General features: G+C 65.6%; 15 protein-coding genes, 1 tRNA gene and 3 pseudogenes. 10 read left to right on the top strand and 9 right to left on the bottom strand.

Annotated features, from left to right (window positions below; genetic code table 11):
- The first annotated feature begins 21 nt into the window (after positions 1–21).
- Positions 22–765 carry an acyl-CoA dehydrogenase family protein gene (locus ABDV69_RS14160; RefSeq protein WP_343575419.1) on the top strand — a complete coding sequence of 248 codons (744 nt, stop codon included), beginning with the start codon at positions 22–24 and terminating at the stop codon, positions 763–765.
- A 151-nt stretch (positions 766–916) separates the two neighbouring features.
- On the opposite strand, the pseudogene ABDV69_RS14155 reads toward ABDV69_RS14160, so the two are convergent.
- Positions 917–1,048: pseudogene (locus tag ABDV69_RS14155) on the bottom strand (acyl-CoA dehydrogenase); the annotation flags it as partial.
- 214 nt (positions 1,049–1,262) lie between these two features.
- On the opposite strand from ABDV69_RS14155, the gene ABDV69_RS14150 reads away from it, so the two are divergent.
- Both ABDV69_RS14150 and ABDV69_RS14145 read left to right on the top strand, forming a co-directional pair.
- Positions 1,263–1,925 carry a TetR/AcrR family transcriptional regulator gene (locus tag ABDV69_RS14150; RefSeq protein ID WP_343575381.1) on the top strand — a complete coding sequence of 221 codons (663 nt, stop codon included), beginning with the start codon at positions 1,263–1,265 and terminating at the stop codon, positions 1,923–1,925.
- A gap of 245 nt (positions 1,926–2,170) precedes the next feature.
- Positions 2,171–2,431, top strand: a pseudogene (locus ABDV69_RS14145) (cytochrome P450); the annotation flags it as partial.
- Positions 2,432–2,510: 79 nt separating this feature from the next.
- Here ABDV69_RS14145 and ABDV69_RS14140 read toward each other — a convergent pair.
- The 4 genes from ABDV69_RS14140 to ABDV69_RS14125 are packed head-to-tail and all read right to left on the bottom strand — an operon-like array spanning position 2,511 to position 6,654.
- Positions 2,511–3,278, bottom strand: a complete 768-nt coding sequence (locus ABDV69_RS14140; protein ID WP_343575379.1) for an enoyl-CoA hydratase/isomerase family protein — start codon at positions 3,276–3,278, stop codon at positions 2,511–2,513.
- 17 nt (positions 3,279–3,295) lie between these two features.
- Positions 3,296–4,384, bottom strand: coding sequence for an acyl-CoA dehydrogenase family protein (locus ABDV69_RS14135; protein WP_343575377.1), 1,089 nt, complete (start codon positions 4,382–4,384; stop codon positions 3,296–3,298).
- Complete coding sequence (locus tag ABDV69_RS14130) at positions 4,371–5,276, bottom strand: acyl-CoA dehydrogenase family protein (protein WP_343575376.1); 906 nt, start codon at positions 5,274–5,276, stop codon at positions 4,371–4,373. Before ABDV69_RS14130 ends, ABDV69_RS14135 begins: the two co-directional genes overlap by 14 nt.
- Positions 5,254–6,654 (bottom strand): AMP-binding protein, encoded by a 1,401-nt coding sequence (locus tag ABDV69_RS14125; RefSeq protein ID WP_343575374.1) that lies wholly within the window; start codon positions 6,652–6,654, stop codon positions 5,254–5,256. Before ABDV69_RS14125 ends, ABDV69_RS14130 begins: the two co-directional genes overlap by 23 nt.
- A 72-nt stretch (positions 6,655–6,726) precedes the next feature.
- Here ABDV69_RS14125 and ABDV69_RS14120 point away from each other — a divergent pair, with 72 nt between their 5' ends.
- Positions 6,727–7,743: a ferredoxin--NADP reductase gene (locus ABDV69_RS14120; RefSeq protein ID WP_343575373.1), complete on the top strand. Its 1,017-nt coding sequence runs from the start codon at positions 6,727–6,729 to the stop codon at positions 7,741–7,743.
- 35 nt (positions 7,744–7,778) lie between these two features.
- Positions 7,779–8,231 (top strand): TIGR03618 family F420-dependent PPOX class oxidoreductase, encoded by a 453-nt coding sequence (locus ABDV69_RS14115; protein WP_343575372.1) that lies wholly within the window; start codon positions 7,779–7,781, stop codon positions 8,229–8,231.
- On the opposite strand, the gene ABDV69_RS14110 is transcribed toward ABDV69_RS14115, so the two are convergent.
- From ABDV69_RS14110 to ABDV69_RS14100, 3 genes are all read right to left on the bottom strand, one after another.
- Positions 8,228–9,184: an LLM class F420-dependent oxidoreductase gene (locus tag ABDV69_RS14110; protein WP_343575371.1), complete on the bottom strand. Its 957-nt coding sequence runs from the start codon at positions 9,182–9,184 to the stop codon at positions 8,228–8,230. The two genes, ABDV69_RS14115 and ABDV69_RS14110, sit on opposite strands and share 4 nt — an antisense overlap.
- Positions 9,185–9,274: 90 nt before the next feature.
- Positions 9,275–10,087: a methyltransferase domain-containing protein gene (locus ABDV69_RS14105; protein WP_343575369.1), complete on the bottom strand. Its 813-nt coding sequence runs from the start codon at positions 10,085–10,087 to the stop codon at positions 9,275–9,277.
- 88 nt (positions 10,088–10,175) lie between these two features.
- Positions 10,176–10,832 carry a M15 family metallopeptidase gene (locus ABDV69_RS14100; protein WP_343575367.1) on the bottom strand — a complete coding sequence of 219 codons (657 nt, stop codon included), beginning with the start codon at positions 10,830–10,832 and terminating at the stop codon, positions 10,176–10,178.
- A gap of 433 nt (positions 10,833–11,265) precedes the next feature.
- Here ABDV69_RS14100 and ABDV69_RS14095 point away from each other — a divergent pair, with 433 nt between their 5' ends.
- Both ABDV69_RS14095 and ABDV69_RS14090 read left to right on the top strand, forming a co-directional pair.
- On the top strand, positions 11,266–11,931 hold the full coding sequence (locus ABDV69_RS14095) for a hypothetical protein (RefSeq protein ID WP_343575365.1): 666 nt from the start codon (positions 11,266–11,268) through the stop codon (positions 11,929–11,931).
- The gene (locus ABDV69_RS14090; protein WP_343575364.1) at positions 11,928–12,530 is read left to right on the top strand and encodes an RES family NAD+ phosphorylase; all 603 of its coding nucleotides are present in this window, start codon (positions 11,928–11,930) and stop codon (positions 12,528–12,530) included. Before ABDV69_RS14095 ends, ABDV69_RS14090 begins: the two co-directional genes overlap by 4 nt.
- Before the next feature lie 218 nt (positions 12,531–12,748).
- Here ABDV69_RS14090 and ABDV69_RS14085 read toward each other — a convergent pair.
- A tRNA-Val gene (locus ABDV69_RS14085) sits at positions 12,749–12,813 on the bottom strand.
- 32 nt (positions 12,814–12,845) lie between these two features.
- Between ABDV69_RS14085 and ABDV69_RS14080 the strand changes: the two are divergent.
- The 3 genes and pseudogenes from ABDV69_RS14080 to ABDV69_RS14070 form a co-directional block, all read left to right on the top strand.
- Positions 12,846–13,899: pseudogene (locus ABDV69_RS14080) on the top strand (hypothetical protein); the annotation flags it as partial.
- Between the two features lie 368 nt (positions 13,900–14,267).
- The gene (locus ABDV69_RS14075) at positions 14,268–14,771 is read left to right on the top strand and encodes a helix-turn-helix domain-containing protein (protein WP_343575417.1); all 504 of its coding nucleotides are present in this window, start codon (positions 14,268–14,270) and stop codon (positions 14,769–14,771) included.
- Between the two features lie 31 nt (positions 14,772–14,802).
- Positions 14,803–15,402: a PIN domain-containing protein gene (locus ABDV69_RS14070; protein ID WP_343575362.1), complete on the top strand. Its 600-nt coding sequence runs from the start codon at positions 14,803–14,805 to the stop codon at positions 15,400–15,402.
- Positions 15,403–15,534 lie beyond the last annotated feature (132 nt).

Here is a 15,534-nt window from a genome sequence, read left to right as displayed (position 1 = left end):
GAGGACGGGCTGCGCAAGACGATGACGGCGGTGTCGGGTCAGCGGCTCGATGCCGCGCTGGCCGAACTCGGCTGGCTCGAGATGCTCGACGAAATGCCCTCAACTGCAATCTCTTTGGTGTTCCGCCTACTCGGCGAGACCGGCGCCCATGCTCCGGTGCTCAACGACGTCGTGCTGCGCGCGGCGGGCCGTGACGGCGGCGGCACGGTGCCGTTGCGCTACACCGGCGACGCCTGGGTTGTGTGGGCCCGGACCGGCGAACCGAGCTCGGCACTCGGCGACGACTTGCCGATACACCCTGTGGGCGTGGGTGATTGGACGCCGCTCGGGCCAGGACGGCATGCGGTCGGCTGGTGGTTGGTGGGTGCCGGCCGCGCGATGCTGGCGCTGGCACGCCAGCATGCCCTGGACCGCACGCAATTCGGCCGGCCCGTCGCGTCGTTCCAGGCGATCCGGCACCGGCTGGCCGAGACGCTGGTTGCGATCGAAGGCGCGGAGGCCGCCCTGATCGCCGCAGCGGTCGAACCCGACGATCTGAGCTATCTGCTCGCCAAAGCCGCCGCGGGTCAGGCGGCCTTGACCGCAGCGCGTCATTGCCAGCAGGTGCTCGGCGGTATCGGCTTCACCGCCGAGCACGAACTGCACCGGCACGTCAAACGGGCGTTGGTGCTAGATGGCCTTCTCGGCAGCTCACGTGACCTGACACGCGAAGCCGGAAGGGCGTTGCGTGACAGAGGGTTTGCGCCACGCTTGATCCAGCTCTAGTTTCCCGCTGGTCACATCCGCATCGGAGCAAACCCATATGCCCCGGACCCGAGGAGACCCGTGTGGCGAATGTGGCAAGTCGGCGGTCAGTGTCGCGGCAGGCCGAGGATCCGCTGTGCGATGATGTTGCGCTGAATCTCCGACGTTCCGCCGACGCGAACGGCCGCCGCGTCAAGCCGGGACTGTATGTGGGGATCAGCAGCACGCTAATTCCCTTGTGCTCGGGCGCATCCGGGTCGGTCCACACGAAGGTCAGCAACACGTCGGCGTCGTGAGCACCCGAATGCTTCGACGTCAGCGCTGAAGGACAGTTGCATGGGCAGTCCGTAATTCGCATTCCGCTTCCCTGCCGAGCAAGCAGAGAATACTCTTCTCGTGAAGAGGAAGTTACAATCTCAGACACGTCGTCCCGCGAAGGGGAGAGCAGACGAATGACGCGGCGTTCTCCGGTACAGTCCAACCATGTTCTCCCCTCGCGGCAATCGTCTGAGCCGCCCGTGACCAGCCCCAGCGAGGAGCCGGCCTGGAAGCAGCGCGCCGTCGAGCGGTCGATCAAGACGGCGAAGCTGCGGGCCGCGCAGCGCGTCCAACGGTTCCTGGATGCCGCGCAGGCCATCATCATCGAGAAGGGCAGCACGGACTTTACCGTGCAAGAGGTCGTCGACCGCTCCCGGCAGTCGCTGCGAAGCTTCTACCTGCAGTTCGACGGCAAGCATGAGCTGCTGCTGGCGCTTTTCGAGGACGCCCTGAACCGGTCGTCGGACCAGATCCGCGCTGCGACGGCCAACTACACCGACCCGATCGAGCGGCTGAAAGTCGCGGTCGAGCTGCTGTTCGAGGCGTCGCGCCCGGACCCGACGGCCAAGCGGCCGCTGTTCACCGACTTTGCTCCTCGGCTGCTGGTTTCCCATCCCGAAGAAGTCAAGGTCGCTCACGCACCGCTGGTCACTTTGCTCACCGAGTTGATGGAAGCCGCCGGCGGGGCCGGTGAATTGCGCACGGACATCAACCCGAAGCGGACAGCCGCGATGACCATGCAGACCGTCATGTTCATCGCCCAGTCCAGCGGCGGGTCCGACGACGCCACCGTGCATCCGATCACCGCAGACGAGGTCTGGGATTTCTGCTCGCACGGGTTCGTCAGCACACGGCGAAGATAGCCAGCCGATAATCGACTTACCGGTCGGCGAGAATTCAGCTTGCACTGACCGCGTGCTCGACCTCCGGACCGGCCGGTGCTGGCGCATAATGCACACTTTTGCTGTCTGGAGAAGCGCGTTCTCGCTATCAAAGAATGCTGAGTAGCGAAAACGAATTCCACATTGACACCCGCGCTCGCCTGATGACAGAGTTGCCGCAGATTCGGAGCGCCACCACCTACGCGCGCGGCGAGAGGCGAACCCCAGTGACTGTGACTGCACCCGACGGCGTCTACTACGACCCGTACGACGTGCAGATCAACGCCGACCCCTACCGGGCATTCCGGGCGATACCTGAAGAATCCCCGCTTTACTACAACGAACAGCACGACTTCTACGCGCTGAGCCGGTTCGCCGACGTCGACCGGGCGCTGGTCGACCACGAGACCTTCAGCTCGGCCCGCGGTGCGATCATCGAGCTGATCAAGGCCAACATCGACATCCCGCCCGGCGTGATCATCTTCGAGCGGTCACATCGCAGTCGAGCGTGCTACCAGTTGCACGTTCGGCGCCGAACGTGAGCCCAGTTTCACGTTCGAGGCGGCCTCAGTTCTTGTGGGCGTTGAACTTCGCGACGATCGCCCGGAAGTCCTCGGTCTGCATGGACTGGTTCTCCGCCGACAACGCGTAGTCGATAGTGGCCAGCACCGCACGCTCGAGATGCACATTGAGGACGCGCTTGGTGCTTTCGACGGCCTGCTGAGGTAGCTCGAGAATTCTCTTGGCAGCCTTGAGCGCCTCGGCGAGGGGGTCGGCCACGACGTGGTTGGCCAGGCCGAGTTCGACGGCCTTCGCCGCGGGAATCCGGGCACCGGTCAGCGCATACTCCTTGGCCAGCAGCAGGCTGATGTGCAGCGGCCAGGTCAGCGGTCCGCCGTCGGCGGCCACCAGGCCTACCTGGACGTGCGGGTCGGCCAGGTAGGCGTCTTCGGCGATGTAGACGATGTCGCTCAGTGCGACCAGGCTGCAGCCCAGCCCGACGGCCGGCCCGTTGACCGCGGCCAGCACCGGAATCCGGCAGCGCGCCATGCCCAACACGATCTCGCGTCCGTCGGCGATGGTCTTGGCCCGCAGGGCGGCATCACCGGCCAACTCTTCTAGATACGCGAAGTCGCCACCCGCCGAAAAGGCCCGTCCAGCACCGGTTATCACCGCGGCGCGGACACTCTGGTCGTCACTCATCCGCTGCCACAGCTTGGCCAGCCCGTGGTGCAGGGGATCGTTGACCGAGTTGAGCGAATCGGGCCGGTTCAGCGTAATGATCCGCAACGAGCCGTCGGCCTGAACGTCGATTTCTTCTGGCATGGCGTACATGTCAGGCTTCTCCTTATCTAGCTGCGCAATACCAAGATTCGTGACGCGATGATGTTCTTCTGGATCTGCGACGTACCGCCCATGACGCTCTGGGCGCGGCTGTAGAGGTAGGCGCTCAGCAGGTCGGGGTCGTCGATGCCGCCCACCGCCAGCGCGGCATGGCCGACCGACTGCTCGACCCAGGTCATCAGCAGCTTGTCCAGCGAACCGTCCGAGGTGTGGGTGACGCCGTCAAGTTGCTCGGACAGCCGCCGCCGGACGTGATGGGTGAGCATCTCGGTTTGCACAGCGGCCCAGGCCAATTCGGGGCCCGCCGGGCCGGCAGTGCGGGCGGCCAGCTGGCGCACCAGCTTGCCGTAGCGCGCCGCGTAGCCCAGTGTGGACGGCTCCCGCTCGTGGCCCACCACGGTCATCGCCAGCGGCCAGCCCTGGCCGGGGGCACCCACCATGTTCTCGACCGGCACCATCGCGCCGTCGAACAGCACCTGGCCGAATTCGGTGCTAACTCCGTTGATCATCTTCAGCGGACGTTGCTGCACGCCCGGCTGTTTCATCGAGATGATGAACGCCGAGATGCCGCGGTGCCGGTTGGCCTCAGGGTCGGTGCGCGCCAACAGCAGACACCAGTCCGCGACGTCGGAGTAGCTGGTCCAGATCTTGTGGCCGTTGATGACGTAGTTGTCACCGTCACGGACGGCGGTGGTGGTCAGCGACGCGAGATCGGAGCCGGCGCCCGATTCGCTGAAGCCCTGACACCAGCGTTCGGTGCCGTTGATCATGCCGGGCAGGAAGCGGGTGCACAGTTCTTTGCTGGCGTGCCGGCTCAGACCCGCGACCAGATAGCCCAGGCTCGGCCGCGGCGGCGCCCCGGCGTGGGCCAATTCCTCGTCGAGGATGACGTCATACACCGGCGGCAGTTCCTGGCCGCCGTATTCCCGCGGCCAGGACAGCCCGACGAACCCACCCGCGTACAGCGCGCGGTGCCAGTCGCCCTGCCCGGCCCAATACTCGTCACCCGAGCTGGGAAATGCTTTGGCGTGCCGGGAAAGCCACGATCGCAGCCGGTCCCGGAAGGCGGCTTCCTCGGGCGAGTCACTGAAGTCCAACGCTGATCTCCTCCAATTTGACGGGCCACAATTGAGTCGAGGTGAGCGCACGGCGCAGGAAGACGTGCGCCAAACACTCCCAGGTGTTGCCGATGCCGCCGTGCACCTGGATCGCGGTCTCGCAGACGGTCCGCGCGGCCCGCGCGCAGTAGACCTTGGCGAACCGGCCGGCCCGAATCGCTTCGGCCGGGTCGAGTTCGTCGACCGCCCAGGCAGCGTGACGCAGGATGCTGACCGATCCTTCGATCAGGGCCAGACCCTCGGCGAGCAGATGCGCGATCGCCTGATACGAGCCGATCGACTTGCCATACTGCTCGCGGATTTTCGCGTAGTCGACGGCCAGGGTGTGCGCGCCGCGCGCCGCACCGACCAAGTCAGCCGACGTGGTGGCCAGCGCGAGCGCCAGCCAGCGCTGCGCGGCGTGAGCATCCACATCGCCTAGGGTGGTGGCATTTCCCCCGAGTTTGGCGGTGGCCCGGGTGAGGTCGGCGGCATCGACGGCTGCGCCGACGTCGGCGGCTGAGACCGTCGTGCCGTCCATGGACAGCGCGCGTCGGTAGCCTCGCGCGTCGATCGCGCGGCCGTCGACTGCGATGGTCGACCCGGAGCCGTCGTCGCCGACCCGGCGGGCGAGATCGTCGGCCAGCACCGGACCCAAAAACGGCGCATCCACCAACCCGCGGCCGAACTCCTCCGCGACGATCGCCACCTCGACCGCTGACGCCTGGTCGGAGCGCAGCGATCGCCAGCGGGCCAGCTGAATCTGCTTGTCGAGCCGGGCGATCCGTTCGCCGTCGGCGAGGTCGTGCACCGATTTCGGCCCGAGGTCGTCGGCGAGTTTCGCGGCGGCGTCTCGCAGTTGCTGTTGTTCAGCTGTCAGACGGACGTCCATAGCGCTCCTTGAGAACTCGGCGCAGCACCTTTCCCGAAGCCAGCCGTGGTATTTCGGGCACGAACACGACACGACTCAGACGTTTGTAGGCGGCCAGGCGGTCACCGACCTGGGCCATGAGCACGGTGGCGTCGACCGCGGCGCGCGTCGCGACGGCCGCGACCACCAACTCCCCGTCGGCGCCGTCCGGGATGCCGAACACCGCGCAGTCGTCCACCGCCGGGTGTTCGTGGAGTACGGCCTCGATCTCTGCGGGCGCGACCTGAAAGCCGCGGACTTTGATCATCTCCTTGGACCGGTCGGTGATCCGCAACCAGCCGTCGACATCCAGACAGCCGACATCGCCGGTTCGATACCAGCCGTCGCACAACACATCTCGGGTCGACTCGGACGGGAGGTAGCCAGCCATCAACGACTCGGACCGCGCCTGGATCTCGCCCACCTCCCCCGGACCGACCGGCGCACCGGTCTGCAACGAGGTCACCCGCACCTGCACACCCGGGACGGGCCGGCCGACGGAGTCGAGGCGCGCGCCGTCGAGCGGATTGCAGGCGATCACCGGCAACTCCGTGGTGCCGTAGGCCGGAACCCATCTGACACCGCTTCGGCGGGTGACGGTCTCGGCGACGCCGGCGCTGACCGGCGTCGCGCCCCACATGATGAACCGCAGCGACGACAGGTCGTAGGTCTCGAGCTGCGCGTGCGACGCGATGGCCAAAGCAATGGGTGCGACAGCCATTTCGACGGTGATCCGATCCTCGTGGATGTGCCGCAGCATGCGGTCGATGTCGAATCGCCGATGCAGACGCACCCACACACCGGTCTGCAACGCCGTCATGATGTTGAGCAGGCCGAGAATGTGCGACGGCGGGGTGGTGATCTGAATGCGGTCGGCGGCGGTCAAACCCAGCGCGTCGCGCCAGTGATCCACCGCGGCTTGCATCGAATGATGGCTGTGCCGAACGGCTTTCGGCAACCCCGTGGTGCCGGAACTGAACGCCAGCACCGCGTCGGCGTCCGGTGGCGGCGGGACGGCTTTGGAATCACCTGCGACGATGGGCTCGTCGAGGTGCAGCATCGGCATCAGATCCGCGAGCACCTCGTGGTCGCCCACAGCGTGCGACGGGCTCGTCAGCACCAGCGCGTGCTCGACCTCGTGCCGCTTCCACGCCGGGCTGATCAGCACGACGGCGGCGGCCAGCCGCCAGATGGCCTGCAGCGCGACGACGAATTCGGGGCGGTTGGAGGACATCAGCGCCACCCGGTCGCCGGCCGTCACACCTCGCTTGCGCAGGCTGGTTGCCAGCCCGTCCGCCAACGCCTCGAGCTGCGGCAACGTGTACTGCCGCTCCTCGAAGACCAGCGCGGTCGGAGACATTGAGAAGATCCTATCGTTTTGAGAGAATAATATTCTCTCAAACGAAGAACGCAAAGTGAGAAGGGGGTGCGGATGGTGGAATGCCACGTGTTTCAGCGGGCCACAGTGACTCGGATCGTGAAGGAGACCGCGGACAGCCGTAGCTACGTGCTCGCTCCCGACGAGCGGCCGTTTCGCTATCGCGCCGGGCAGTTCTGCACGTTTCGGGTGACCGTCGACGGCGATGACCTCTACCGGTCGTACTCGATGTCGAGCGCACCGGAGACCGACACCGAGTTGATGACCACCGTCAAACGGGTGATCGGCGGGACGGTGTCGAACTGGTTGATAGACAACGTGGTCGAGGGCGACCAGCTCACCATGACCAGGGCCGCGGGCACCTTCGTGCTGAGTTCGTCGTCGGCGCCGCTGCTGGCTTTCGCCGGCGGCAGCGGTGTCACACCGATCCTGTCGCTGGCCAAGAGCGCACTGGCCGGTACCGATCGCGCGGTGCGGATTCTGTGCGCCGACCGCGATCGGGATTCGGCGATCTTCGAAGCAGTGCTCGACGACCTGGTCGCGCGCTATCCCGGCCGGCTGTCGGTCGCACGTCACGTCGACGACGAGCAGGGGCTGCTGAATTCGACGGGCGTCCAGGAGTTCGTCGGCCCGGAAACCGGAGCCGACTGCTACGTGTGCGGGCCGGAGGGATTCATGGCGGTGGTGCGGGCGGCGTTGCCGGACACCGCCACCGTCCTGGTCGAGGATTTCGGCGCATCGCCGCAGTTCAGGGCGCCGGCACCGGAGGTGTCCGAGGCCGCCGGCGACGGCGACTCGGGCGGCACCGTGACCATCCGGCTGGACCGCAAGAAGGCGTCGGTGCCGCGGGTGCCCGGTGAGACGCTGTTGGAGAGCGCGCGACGGGCCGGTCTGTCACCGCCGTTCAGTTGCGAGGCCGGCAACTGCGGAACGTGCCTGGCCAAGCTGATCGAGGGTGAAGCCACCATGCGCACCAACGACGTGCTCGAAGAGGACGAGATCGACGACGGTTACATCCTGACCTGCCAGGCCGTTCCCGATACCCCGTCGATCACCGTGCTGTATGAGTAGGGAATGGAACGCGGCCGCACGGGACTGAAGCACACATGACTGATCTGCCCGCCTTCGCCGAGCTCGCCGCCCAAGAACAGGGCCTCGTCGTCTTCACCACCCTGCGCCGCGACGGCAGCGCACAGGCATCGGTGGTCAACGCCGGAGTTCTGCCCCATCCGCTGACGAACGAGCCGGTCGTCGGGCTGGTAGCCATCGGCAGCGCCCGCAAACTCGGCCACTTGCGCGCCGACCCGCGGACCACCGTCACTGCTCGGGCGGGTTGGCAGTGGGCCACGGTCGAGGGGACGACGCAGCTGATCGGGCCCGACGACCCGCATCCCGAGGTGGACGACGAGCGGCTGCGGGTGATACTTCGCGAGATCTTCACCGCGGCCGGCGGAACCCACGACGACTGGGACACCTACGACCGGGTGATGCGCGAAGAGCGTCGCACCGCGGTGTTCATCTCGCCGACCCGCGTCTACACCAATCCGTCTCGGGGCTAGCGAAGTTGGGCGCCCAGCTCCGAAATCATCTCGCGAGTACGGCGTTTGGAGGCAACCAGCTCGTCGCGACTGTCGCCGATCGGCAGCAGCCGCACCGACAGGTCGGTCACCCCGGCGTCGGCGAACCGCCGCATCCGGGCCAGGATGGCCTCCTCGTCGCCGGCCGCACAGATGTCGCCGACATCGCGGGCGTCGCCGTAATCCAGCAGCCTCTGGTAGTTCGGCGACACCTCGGCTTCGCCCAGAATCCGGTTGGCCCGCTCCTTGGCAGCGTCGACTTCGCTTGCCGCGCAGAGACATACCGGAATGCCGGCAACGATGCGCGGTGCCGGGCGGCCGGCGTTGTCGGCGGCCTTGGTGATGCGCGGAACCACGTGGTTGGCGACGGCTCGCTCGTCGGCCATCCACAGCACGGTGCCGTCGGCGTGCTCGCCGGCCAGCGCCAGCATCACCGGGCCGAGTGCCGCGACCAACACCGGCAGCGGGCCAACCGGAGCGAGATCGTTCGGGTTGTGCACGGTGAAGTGATCGTTGTCGACGTCGATCTGGCCCGGGCCGGCGAACGCCGCGCGCAGCACCTCCAGGTAATCGCGGGTGTAGGCGGCGGGCTTTTCGTACGGCAGCCCGAGCATGTCCCGGATGATCCAGTGATGTGACGGCCCGACGCCCAGCACCAACCGGCCACCGGTCGCGGCATGCGTCGATAACGCCTGACGCGCCAACGCAATCGGATGCAGCGCCTGCAGCGGCACGACGGCGGTGCCGAGCTCGATGCGGGTGGTGCGGGTGCCCATCAGCGCGACGGCCAGGAGTGCGTCGAAGTCGTTGGGCACCTGAGGAATCCATGCGGTGTCCATGCCCGCGCTCTCGGCCCATTCGATATCGGCGAGCATCCGGCTGACCTTGCGCGCAGAATCGCCACGGTCGGCGCCGATCATTACTCCGAGCCGCACGGCTCCTCCAAAACGTCGTTGGCTATCGACGATAACGTACTTGCCAGAAAAGAGAATGCCAATATCACTGCCCTGAGCAGCGGAACCGCGTTATGCCCGGCAGATGATTTCGCCGTGCGGGATGCCGATCCAGCCGTCGGGAGCGGCCGCCCACTGCCGCCATGCCGCAGCGATCTCGTCGAGTTCCTCCGCGGTGGCCATGCCGTCGTTGACCAGTTGCCGCGCCAGCGCCGACTCGACGATCCGGTCGGCCCACATGCCGCCCCACCAGTCGCGGGTCTCCGGTGTGGCGAAACACCACAGGCCGCCGGTCGCGGTGACGTCGTCGAATCCTGCGTGCTGAGTCCACGACAACAGTCGCCGGCCCGCGTCGGGCTCGCCGCCGTTGGCCCGCGCGGCCTCGGAGTAGAGCGTCATCCAGCGGTCCAGCGCCGGAAGCTGCGGGTGCCAGATGAACCCCGCGTAATCGGCATCGCGGGCCGCGACCACACCGCCGGGCTTGCAGACGCGACGCATCTCGCGCAGCGCCTGCACCGGGTCGGCGACATGCTGCAGCACCTGATGGGCGTGCACGACATCGAACGTGTCATCGGGGAAGACCAATGCGTGGACATCGGAGGTGACGAATTCAATGTTCGACCGACCATGTGCCTGCGCCTCGGCGCGAGCCAAATCCAAGGAACTAGCCGTGATTTCGACCGCGGTGACATGCCCGGGCGCGATCCGGGCGGCGAGGTCGACGGTGATCGTCCCAGGGCCACAGCCCACGTCGAGCAGAGATGATCCCGGTCTCAGATATGGCAGCAGATAGCGTGCCGAGTTTTCCGCGGTGCGAACCCGATGCCCCCGCAACACCGACTCGTGATGCCCGTGGGTGTAGACGGCCCGATGGTCACCGGCCACGGCGCGACCTCCCTTGAACCTCGTTCGAAACCAACGGTATCGCTTCACGTTTCAATATACGAAACATCTGTCTCAAATAATGAGCCGGTCAGTTGACCGGAACGTTGAGAACGGGCCGCTGAACTCCGGCTCCCGCGCCGTCGAAATGCCACCACTCACCGGAATACACCGACAGTCCCCCGGCGCTCATCGCGTCACGCAGCCTGGCCCGGTTCGCCTGCTGCGCGGCACTGACCCCGTCGGTAGCGAAAGCCGTCGCGTGCGGGGAGAAGTCGTCGAAGTCGGTGCCCATATCGACCAGGCATCGCGGGCACTGCTGGGACAGGTCAGCCAGGGTCACGTCCACCGATCGCCCCGACTCGTGGCTCTTCGCATAGTTGCCGGGCTTGGCCACCCAGGCCGGGTTCGGCACGATGTCGAACATCTTGACCTGAACATCATGCGGTCGATAGCAGTCCCAGAAGACCAGAAAATCTCCCGATGTCGCCAGGGCCTTGGCAGCGGACGCGAGTCCGGGCGCCAGGGATTCGTGCACCAGGCAGCGCGCGCCGGCCGGATAAAGCTGGGTGTGGGTGAAGTTGTTCGGCGTCGCGTAGCGCAGGTCGATCAGCGCGTTCGGGACGACGGAGCGGACGTCGACGAATCCCGCTGCGCGCGCCTCGGGACTCAGCGGCGGCACATCGGCGTTCGCGACCGCGGCGCAGGTCGAGGCGAACAGAACCAAGGAGGCCAGGAACCGAAGCATGACTCCAGTATGCGGTGGCGGTGGTCAACTCCAGTCGATGGCCGCGGCGCGCTGCTGGACACCCGCGACGCGGGCGGCGGCCTGAGCGGCAACAGCGCCTTGCCGGTGTTCGATTGTGCTGGCTAATGTTTCGGCCTTGCTTGAGCAGATCGCGATGGTCTTCGATCATCGCGGTGGTCGCGTTGCGGATGGCCACCACCACAGAACCGCGCGCCTCCGACGGGGAAAGCCGCACGTGAGCAGCGGTACTCGACTCTCTAGACGATGGTCTGCACGAGGGCGGCAGCTGATCCAGTTTGGTCCCATTCGGCCTTTTTTCATCGGATCGACGTGCGCACCTCGCGCACCGCGCGACTGAGTGACATTGGTGAGTTCGTGCAACGTCGTTCGGGTATCACGGCGCCCTGGCGTAGATGTGTCGTATGGTAGTGACATGAATGCGACCGAGATCGAGACAGTGTCCAAGCTCGATGCCCTTCTCGGCCGGGTTAATGCAGCGACAAAGTTGTTACAGCGTTCTCCGACGGTTCCCGACGAGGTCGCTCGGCTCATCGACAGTTTTGAGCGCACACTGGGCGCGGCGACGCCGTTGCGTCTCGAGGCCGACCCGTATCTGACGACCACGCTATGGGCCGCGGCGTTTCGCGCGGAGAAAGCACTCCGCCACGACAACGACAAGCAGCAACGTCGAGATGTGCGCATTTCGCTCGAGCAATTCCGCCATGCGTTACGCGACATCATCGAAAATCAGCCCTACGGCGACGTTGCTCCAGTGCGCGACGTACTTGGCAGAACTGCCGAGGTCCTCGCCGCCCCTCAGAAGACCCTCGCGGACCTGCTCGGGGTTTCCGTTCGTCAGCTTCAACGCTGGCTCGCTCATGACGGGACCGAGCCTGCAGGCGATGACGCCGCGCGTATCCGCGTGGTAGGGCAGGTCGTGAACCAGCTGCGCCATTCCTTTACAGGTCCGGGCGTAGTGGCCTGGTTCAATCGGCAACACCCCGTGTTGGACCAGCGGCCGATTGAGCTGCTCGACGATCCCCTGCGCTACCCGACACTCCTGCAAGCAGCGACCGCTGCTCGTGCAATGAGCGCATGAAATTCACCGTCTTCCGTCACGCATCGTATGACTCGCCGTGGTGGGCGTTCCCCAGCGCGCGCGCTGGGCGTTTCCACCGCGCAAGAAGCGACACGGTCCAGTACCTGAGTCTTCATCCGTTCGGCCCGGCGGCCGAGATGCTTCGCCAAAACCTTGGGCCCACAGGCAATCCGGATGATGTCATCTTGAATTTGTGGACGGCGGTCGTCGAGGTGGACGACCCGATACAGATCGACTTCGACGACTGCGTCACGTATGGGCTGACGGCCGACGAGCTCATCGGTGACGAATACGCCCCTACGCAGGCATTGGCACATGCCGTTCGAAACTGCGGTGCGGCCGCAATGGTCGTGCCATCGGCCGCGCTGCCGGGAACACACAACCTGATCCTGTTTGGCGTCCGAATTCTGAATCCATTCTTAGGCGATCCCCTCACTCCCGAAGAAATCCCGACCGGGCACCTCACCGACGGAGCTCGTCCACCGGCCGAGGTGGCGCCGCACGTGCGCTGGATCGGCGCCCCGCACACCGCAGCAGAGCAGTGGAAGGCGACTGGCAGCTACGACCCATTCGATGATCCAATCGCGACGCGTTGGTAGCGCAACAGCGCCTGCCTCGCGGAGCCAGCGATTCCGGATCTGTTTGACGATGAACGCGACTCCATCACAACGGGATTCGACTCGCTGGACGATCGTTTCGCGAGAGCCGAAGCTCATCTAGGTTTGGCCCCATCGTGGCCCCACTTCGACGATTTCCGACGGGATTGACTCGTCGGAAAGAACCGACTGTGACGCCCTGACCTGCATAAACAACCTGTTGGCCAGGGCCGGGATCGAACCGGCGGCCTCCCGCGTGTGAGGCGGGCGAGACTGTCACTGACCTGCGGTTTATCTGCTTCTGTGCGTCGTATGCGTCGCATTGAGCAGGGCTGACGTGCTCAGTCTGCCGTCGGTCATCACCAACGTGACGTTGACGACGCGAAGTTCCATGTCAGAAATGAGCTCGAAATCGATGCCGGAGAGGTTGATCGGGCCGTCGTGTCTTTGACACGACGGAGTCCTACGGAAGACGACCAGCGTGGTACTGGCGGTGTCATTACCGAGTGGTCCCGCAAATCACGGTCGGCGATGTGCCGCACCTTCGCCGAACTCGACTACACCCCGTTGGTGGAATCCGGTCGTGTTCCGGCCATGGTCACCCTGACCTATCCCGGGGACTGGGAGATCGTCGCCCCCGATAGGGCCAGCGTGAAGCGGCATATGGTGTTGTGGCGCAGACGCTTTCAGCGCGAGTACGGCGAGCCGGTTCGCTACATCTGGAAGGTGGAGTTTCAGCGGCGCGGCGCACCCCACATTCACCTGTGGATGGCACCACCGATATCGCCCGGCCGCTCGGGTCGCCGCTTTGCGCAGCGGCTGTCCGAAACGTGGGCTCAGGCACCGGCTCGCCGGCACCGCGATCGACGTGCGCAACGGGCTCAAGGCTTGTGACCCCAAACGACTAGCGATCTACTTCACCAAGCATTCATCACCAAACCTGCACGGCGACAAGGAATACCAACACATCGTGCCGGAACAGTGGCGACCGCCCGGACGCGGACCCGGCCGGTTCTGGGGTGTGTACGGACTCCAAAAGGCTATCGCCGTCGTGGAAATCGCGCAGGATGCATACCTGGCGGCTCGCCGGATCGTGCGGCGCTGGTCGCGCAACCAGGCGATGTACGGCGATTCGGCCAGCCGCTTCCCCACCGCCGTGGTGCCGCGCAATACGATTCGCCTGGTTCCTCGCGTCGACCGCGACACCGGCGTCGCGGCGCATCGACGGGTTCGGCGTCGACGGGCGCTTTGCCGTCAAGGCGGGCTTTCCGGCGGATACGCGCTGGTGAATGACGGCCCGGCGTTTGCGTCCCAGCTTGCAGCGGCGTTACCGGCCGGATGCGTGAAGGTGTCGCCGATGGCGTTCAAATAAGCGTCGCTGGGCGTCGCGCGGCGAGACACTAACCACATAATCTAAGTCAAAAACGCGATCCACGAGCTACTTCTGCGGCTTGAGGATCACAAGTATCGGTGGGAGTTTTACGAATTTGGGATTGACGATGCCGCGGACCCTGAACGGGTACGCGCTGTCATCGATCAATTGCAGATAGCTGTGCACACAGGTGGGCCGGCTGTACTTGAGCCGCTTCGCCGCGCACTGTTCACGTCACACCGCGAAGGGTAACTTCACCTCCTGGTCGACTGCGGTCAGCCCAACACCGCCACCATGCTTTCGCAACTTTCGTAACCGCGCTAGGCTAGGTCTGGTTGCCGGAAGATGAGGTGAAGGAAGTGAGACCCATGAGCAGCGCCTCCGCGGAGATTGTCAGCCCGGTTCCTGCCGATGCCGATGGGCTTGCCGATGTCCTTAGCTTCATCGAGGCGCACGAGGCCCGTCACGGGGCCTCTCCTGAGCCTGCCTTCTTCCTATCCGGCGCGGGCGAACACGACCGTGTCGAACTGACCGAGCAGCTTTACGAAGTCCTCAAGCGTGTCGCCCACGCCCTCAGCCACGGCCAGTCAATCAGCATCCTGACTCGCGACCGAGAAATCTCCACCCAGCAGGCCGCCGAGATCCTTGGCCTGAGCCGGCCCACGGTGGTTCGCCTCATCGAGGATGGAGAGTTGCACGCACACGTGCCCGGCGCGGTCCGACGCAAGCTCCGGCTTGCCGATGTCCTTGCCTACCGCGAGGACCTTCGCGCCCGGCGCAAGCGGTTCATCACCGAGAGCTCGGCGGAGTTCGCGGATGCCGACGCCGACGAGGTCGCCGAGTTGCTCGCCGAGGCGAAACGCAAGCGTTGACCTGTCCGCGGCGCCTGAAAGACTCGCCGATGTGCATCGCGCTGTCCTCGACACCTGCGCCCTTGTGCCGAGCCTTCAGCGTGACTTCCTGCTGCAGCTGGCCACCGAGGAGGCGTACGCGCCCGTGTGGGGGTCGGGGATTCTCTTCGAGCTGGATTACGTACTCGCCGGCCTGCACGACAAGCGCGGGATCGGCGACAGCACCACTCGCCGACAGCACCTTTTCGACCGGCTGAAGCGGGCGTTTCCGGGCTCAGAGGTTCACGCCCCCAAAGACCGCGACTACAGCTACGGACTCAATGATCCTGATGACGGCCACGTCGCCCACGCGGCGATCATCGGCAAAGCCGACTCCATCGTCACCGACGATCGACGTGCCGGGTTCAGCTCAGCACGCGTACTGCTGGAGGCTGATATCGAGATCGTGCACCCACATCAGTTCGCCGCCAACACGGTCTCAGCACACCCGCATGCAGGAATACGTGCGTTGCAAGAGATGTCGAATCGCCGGACCAACCCGCCGCAGACCCTGGAGCAGATCCTCGAGCTGCTGGTGACACGGCACGAGATGACCGAGGTCGCCGAGATCCTGCTGCCGCTGCTAGCGGAAGGCAGCCGGCGACCCGGCTGACCAAGCAAGGTAAGCGCTCACCAAATCAGTTCTGGTCGGTGATTGACCGGCCTCATTTCCGGTCGTCGAGGGTCGGTCCCAGGTCAAAGATGGTGGCCAGGGCCGGGATCGAACCGGCGACCTTCCGCTTTT

It is taken from the genome of Mycobacterium sp. (genome assembly GCF_039583785.1).
Taxonomy (GTDB): domain Bacteria; phylum Actinomycetota; class Actinomycetes; order Mycobacteriales; family Mycobacteriaceae; genus Mycobacterium.
The sequence above is the reverse complement of the archived record's forward strand: the minus strand, read 5'-3'. Positions and strand labels throughout refer to the sequence as shown.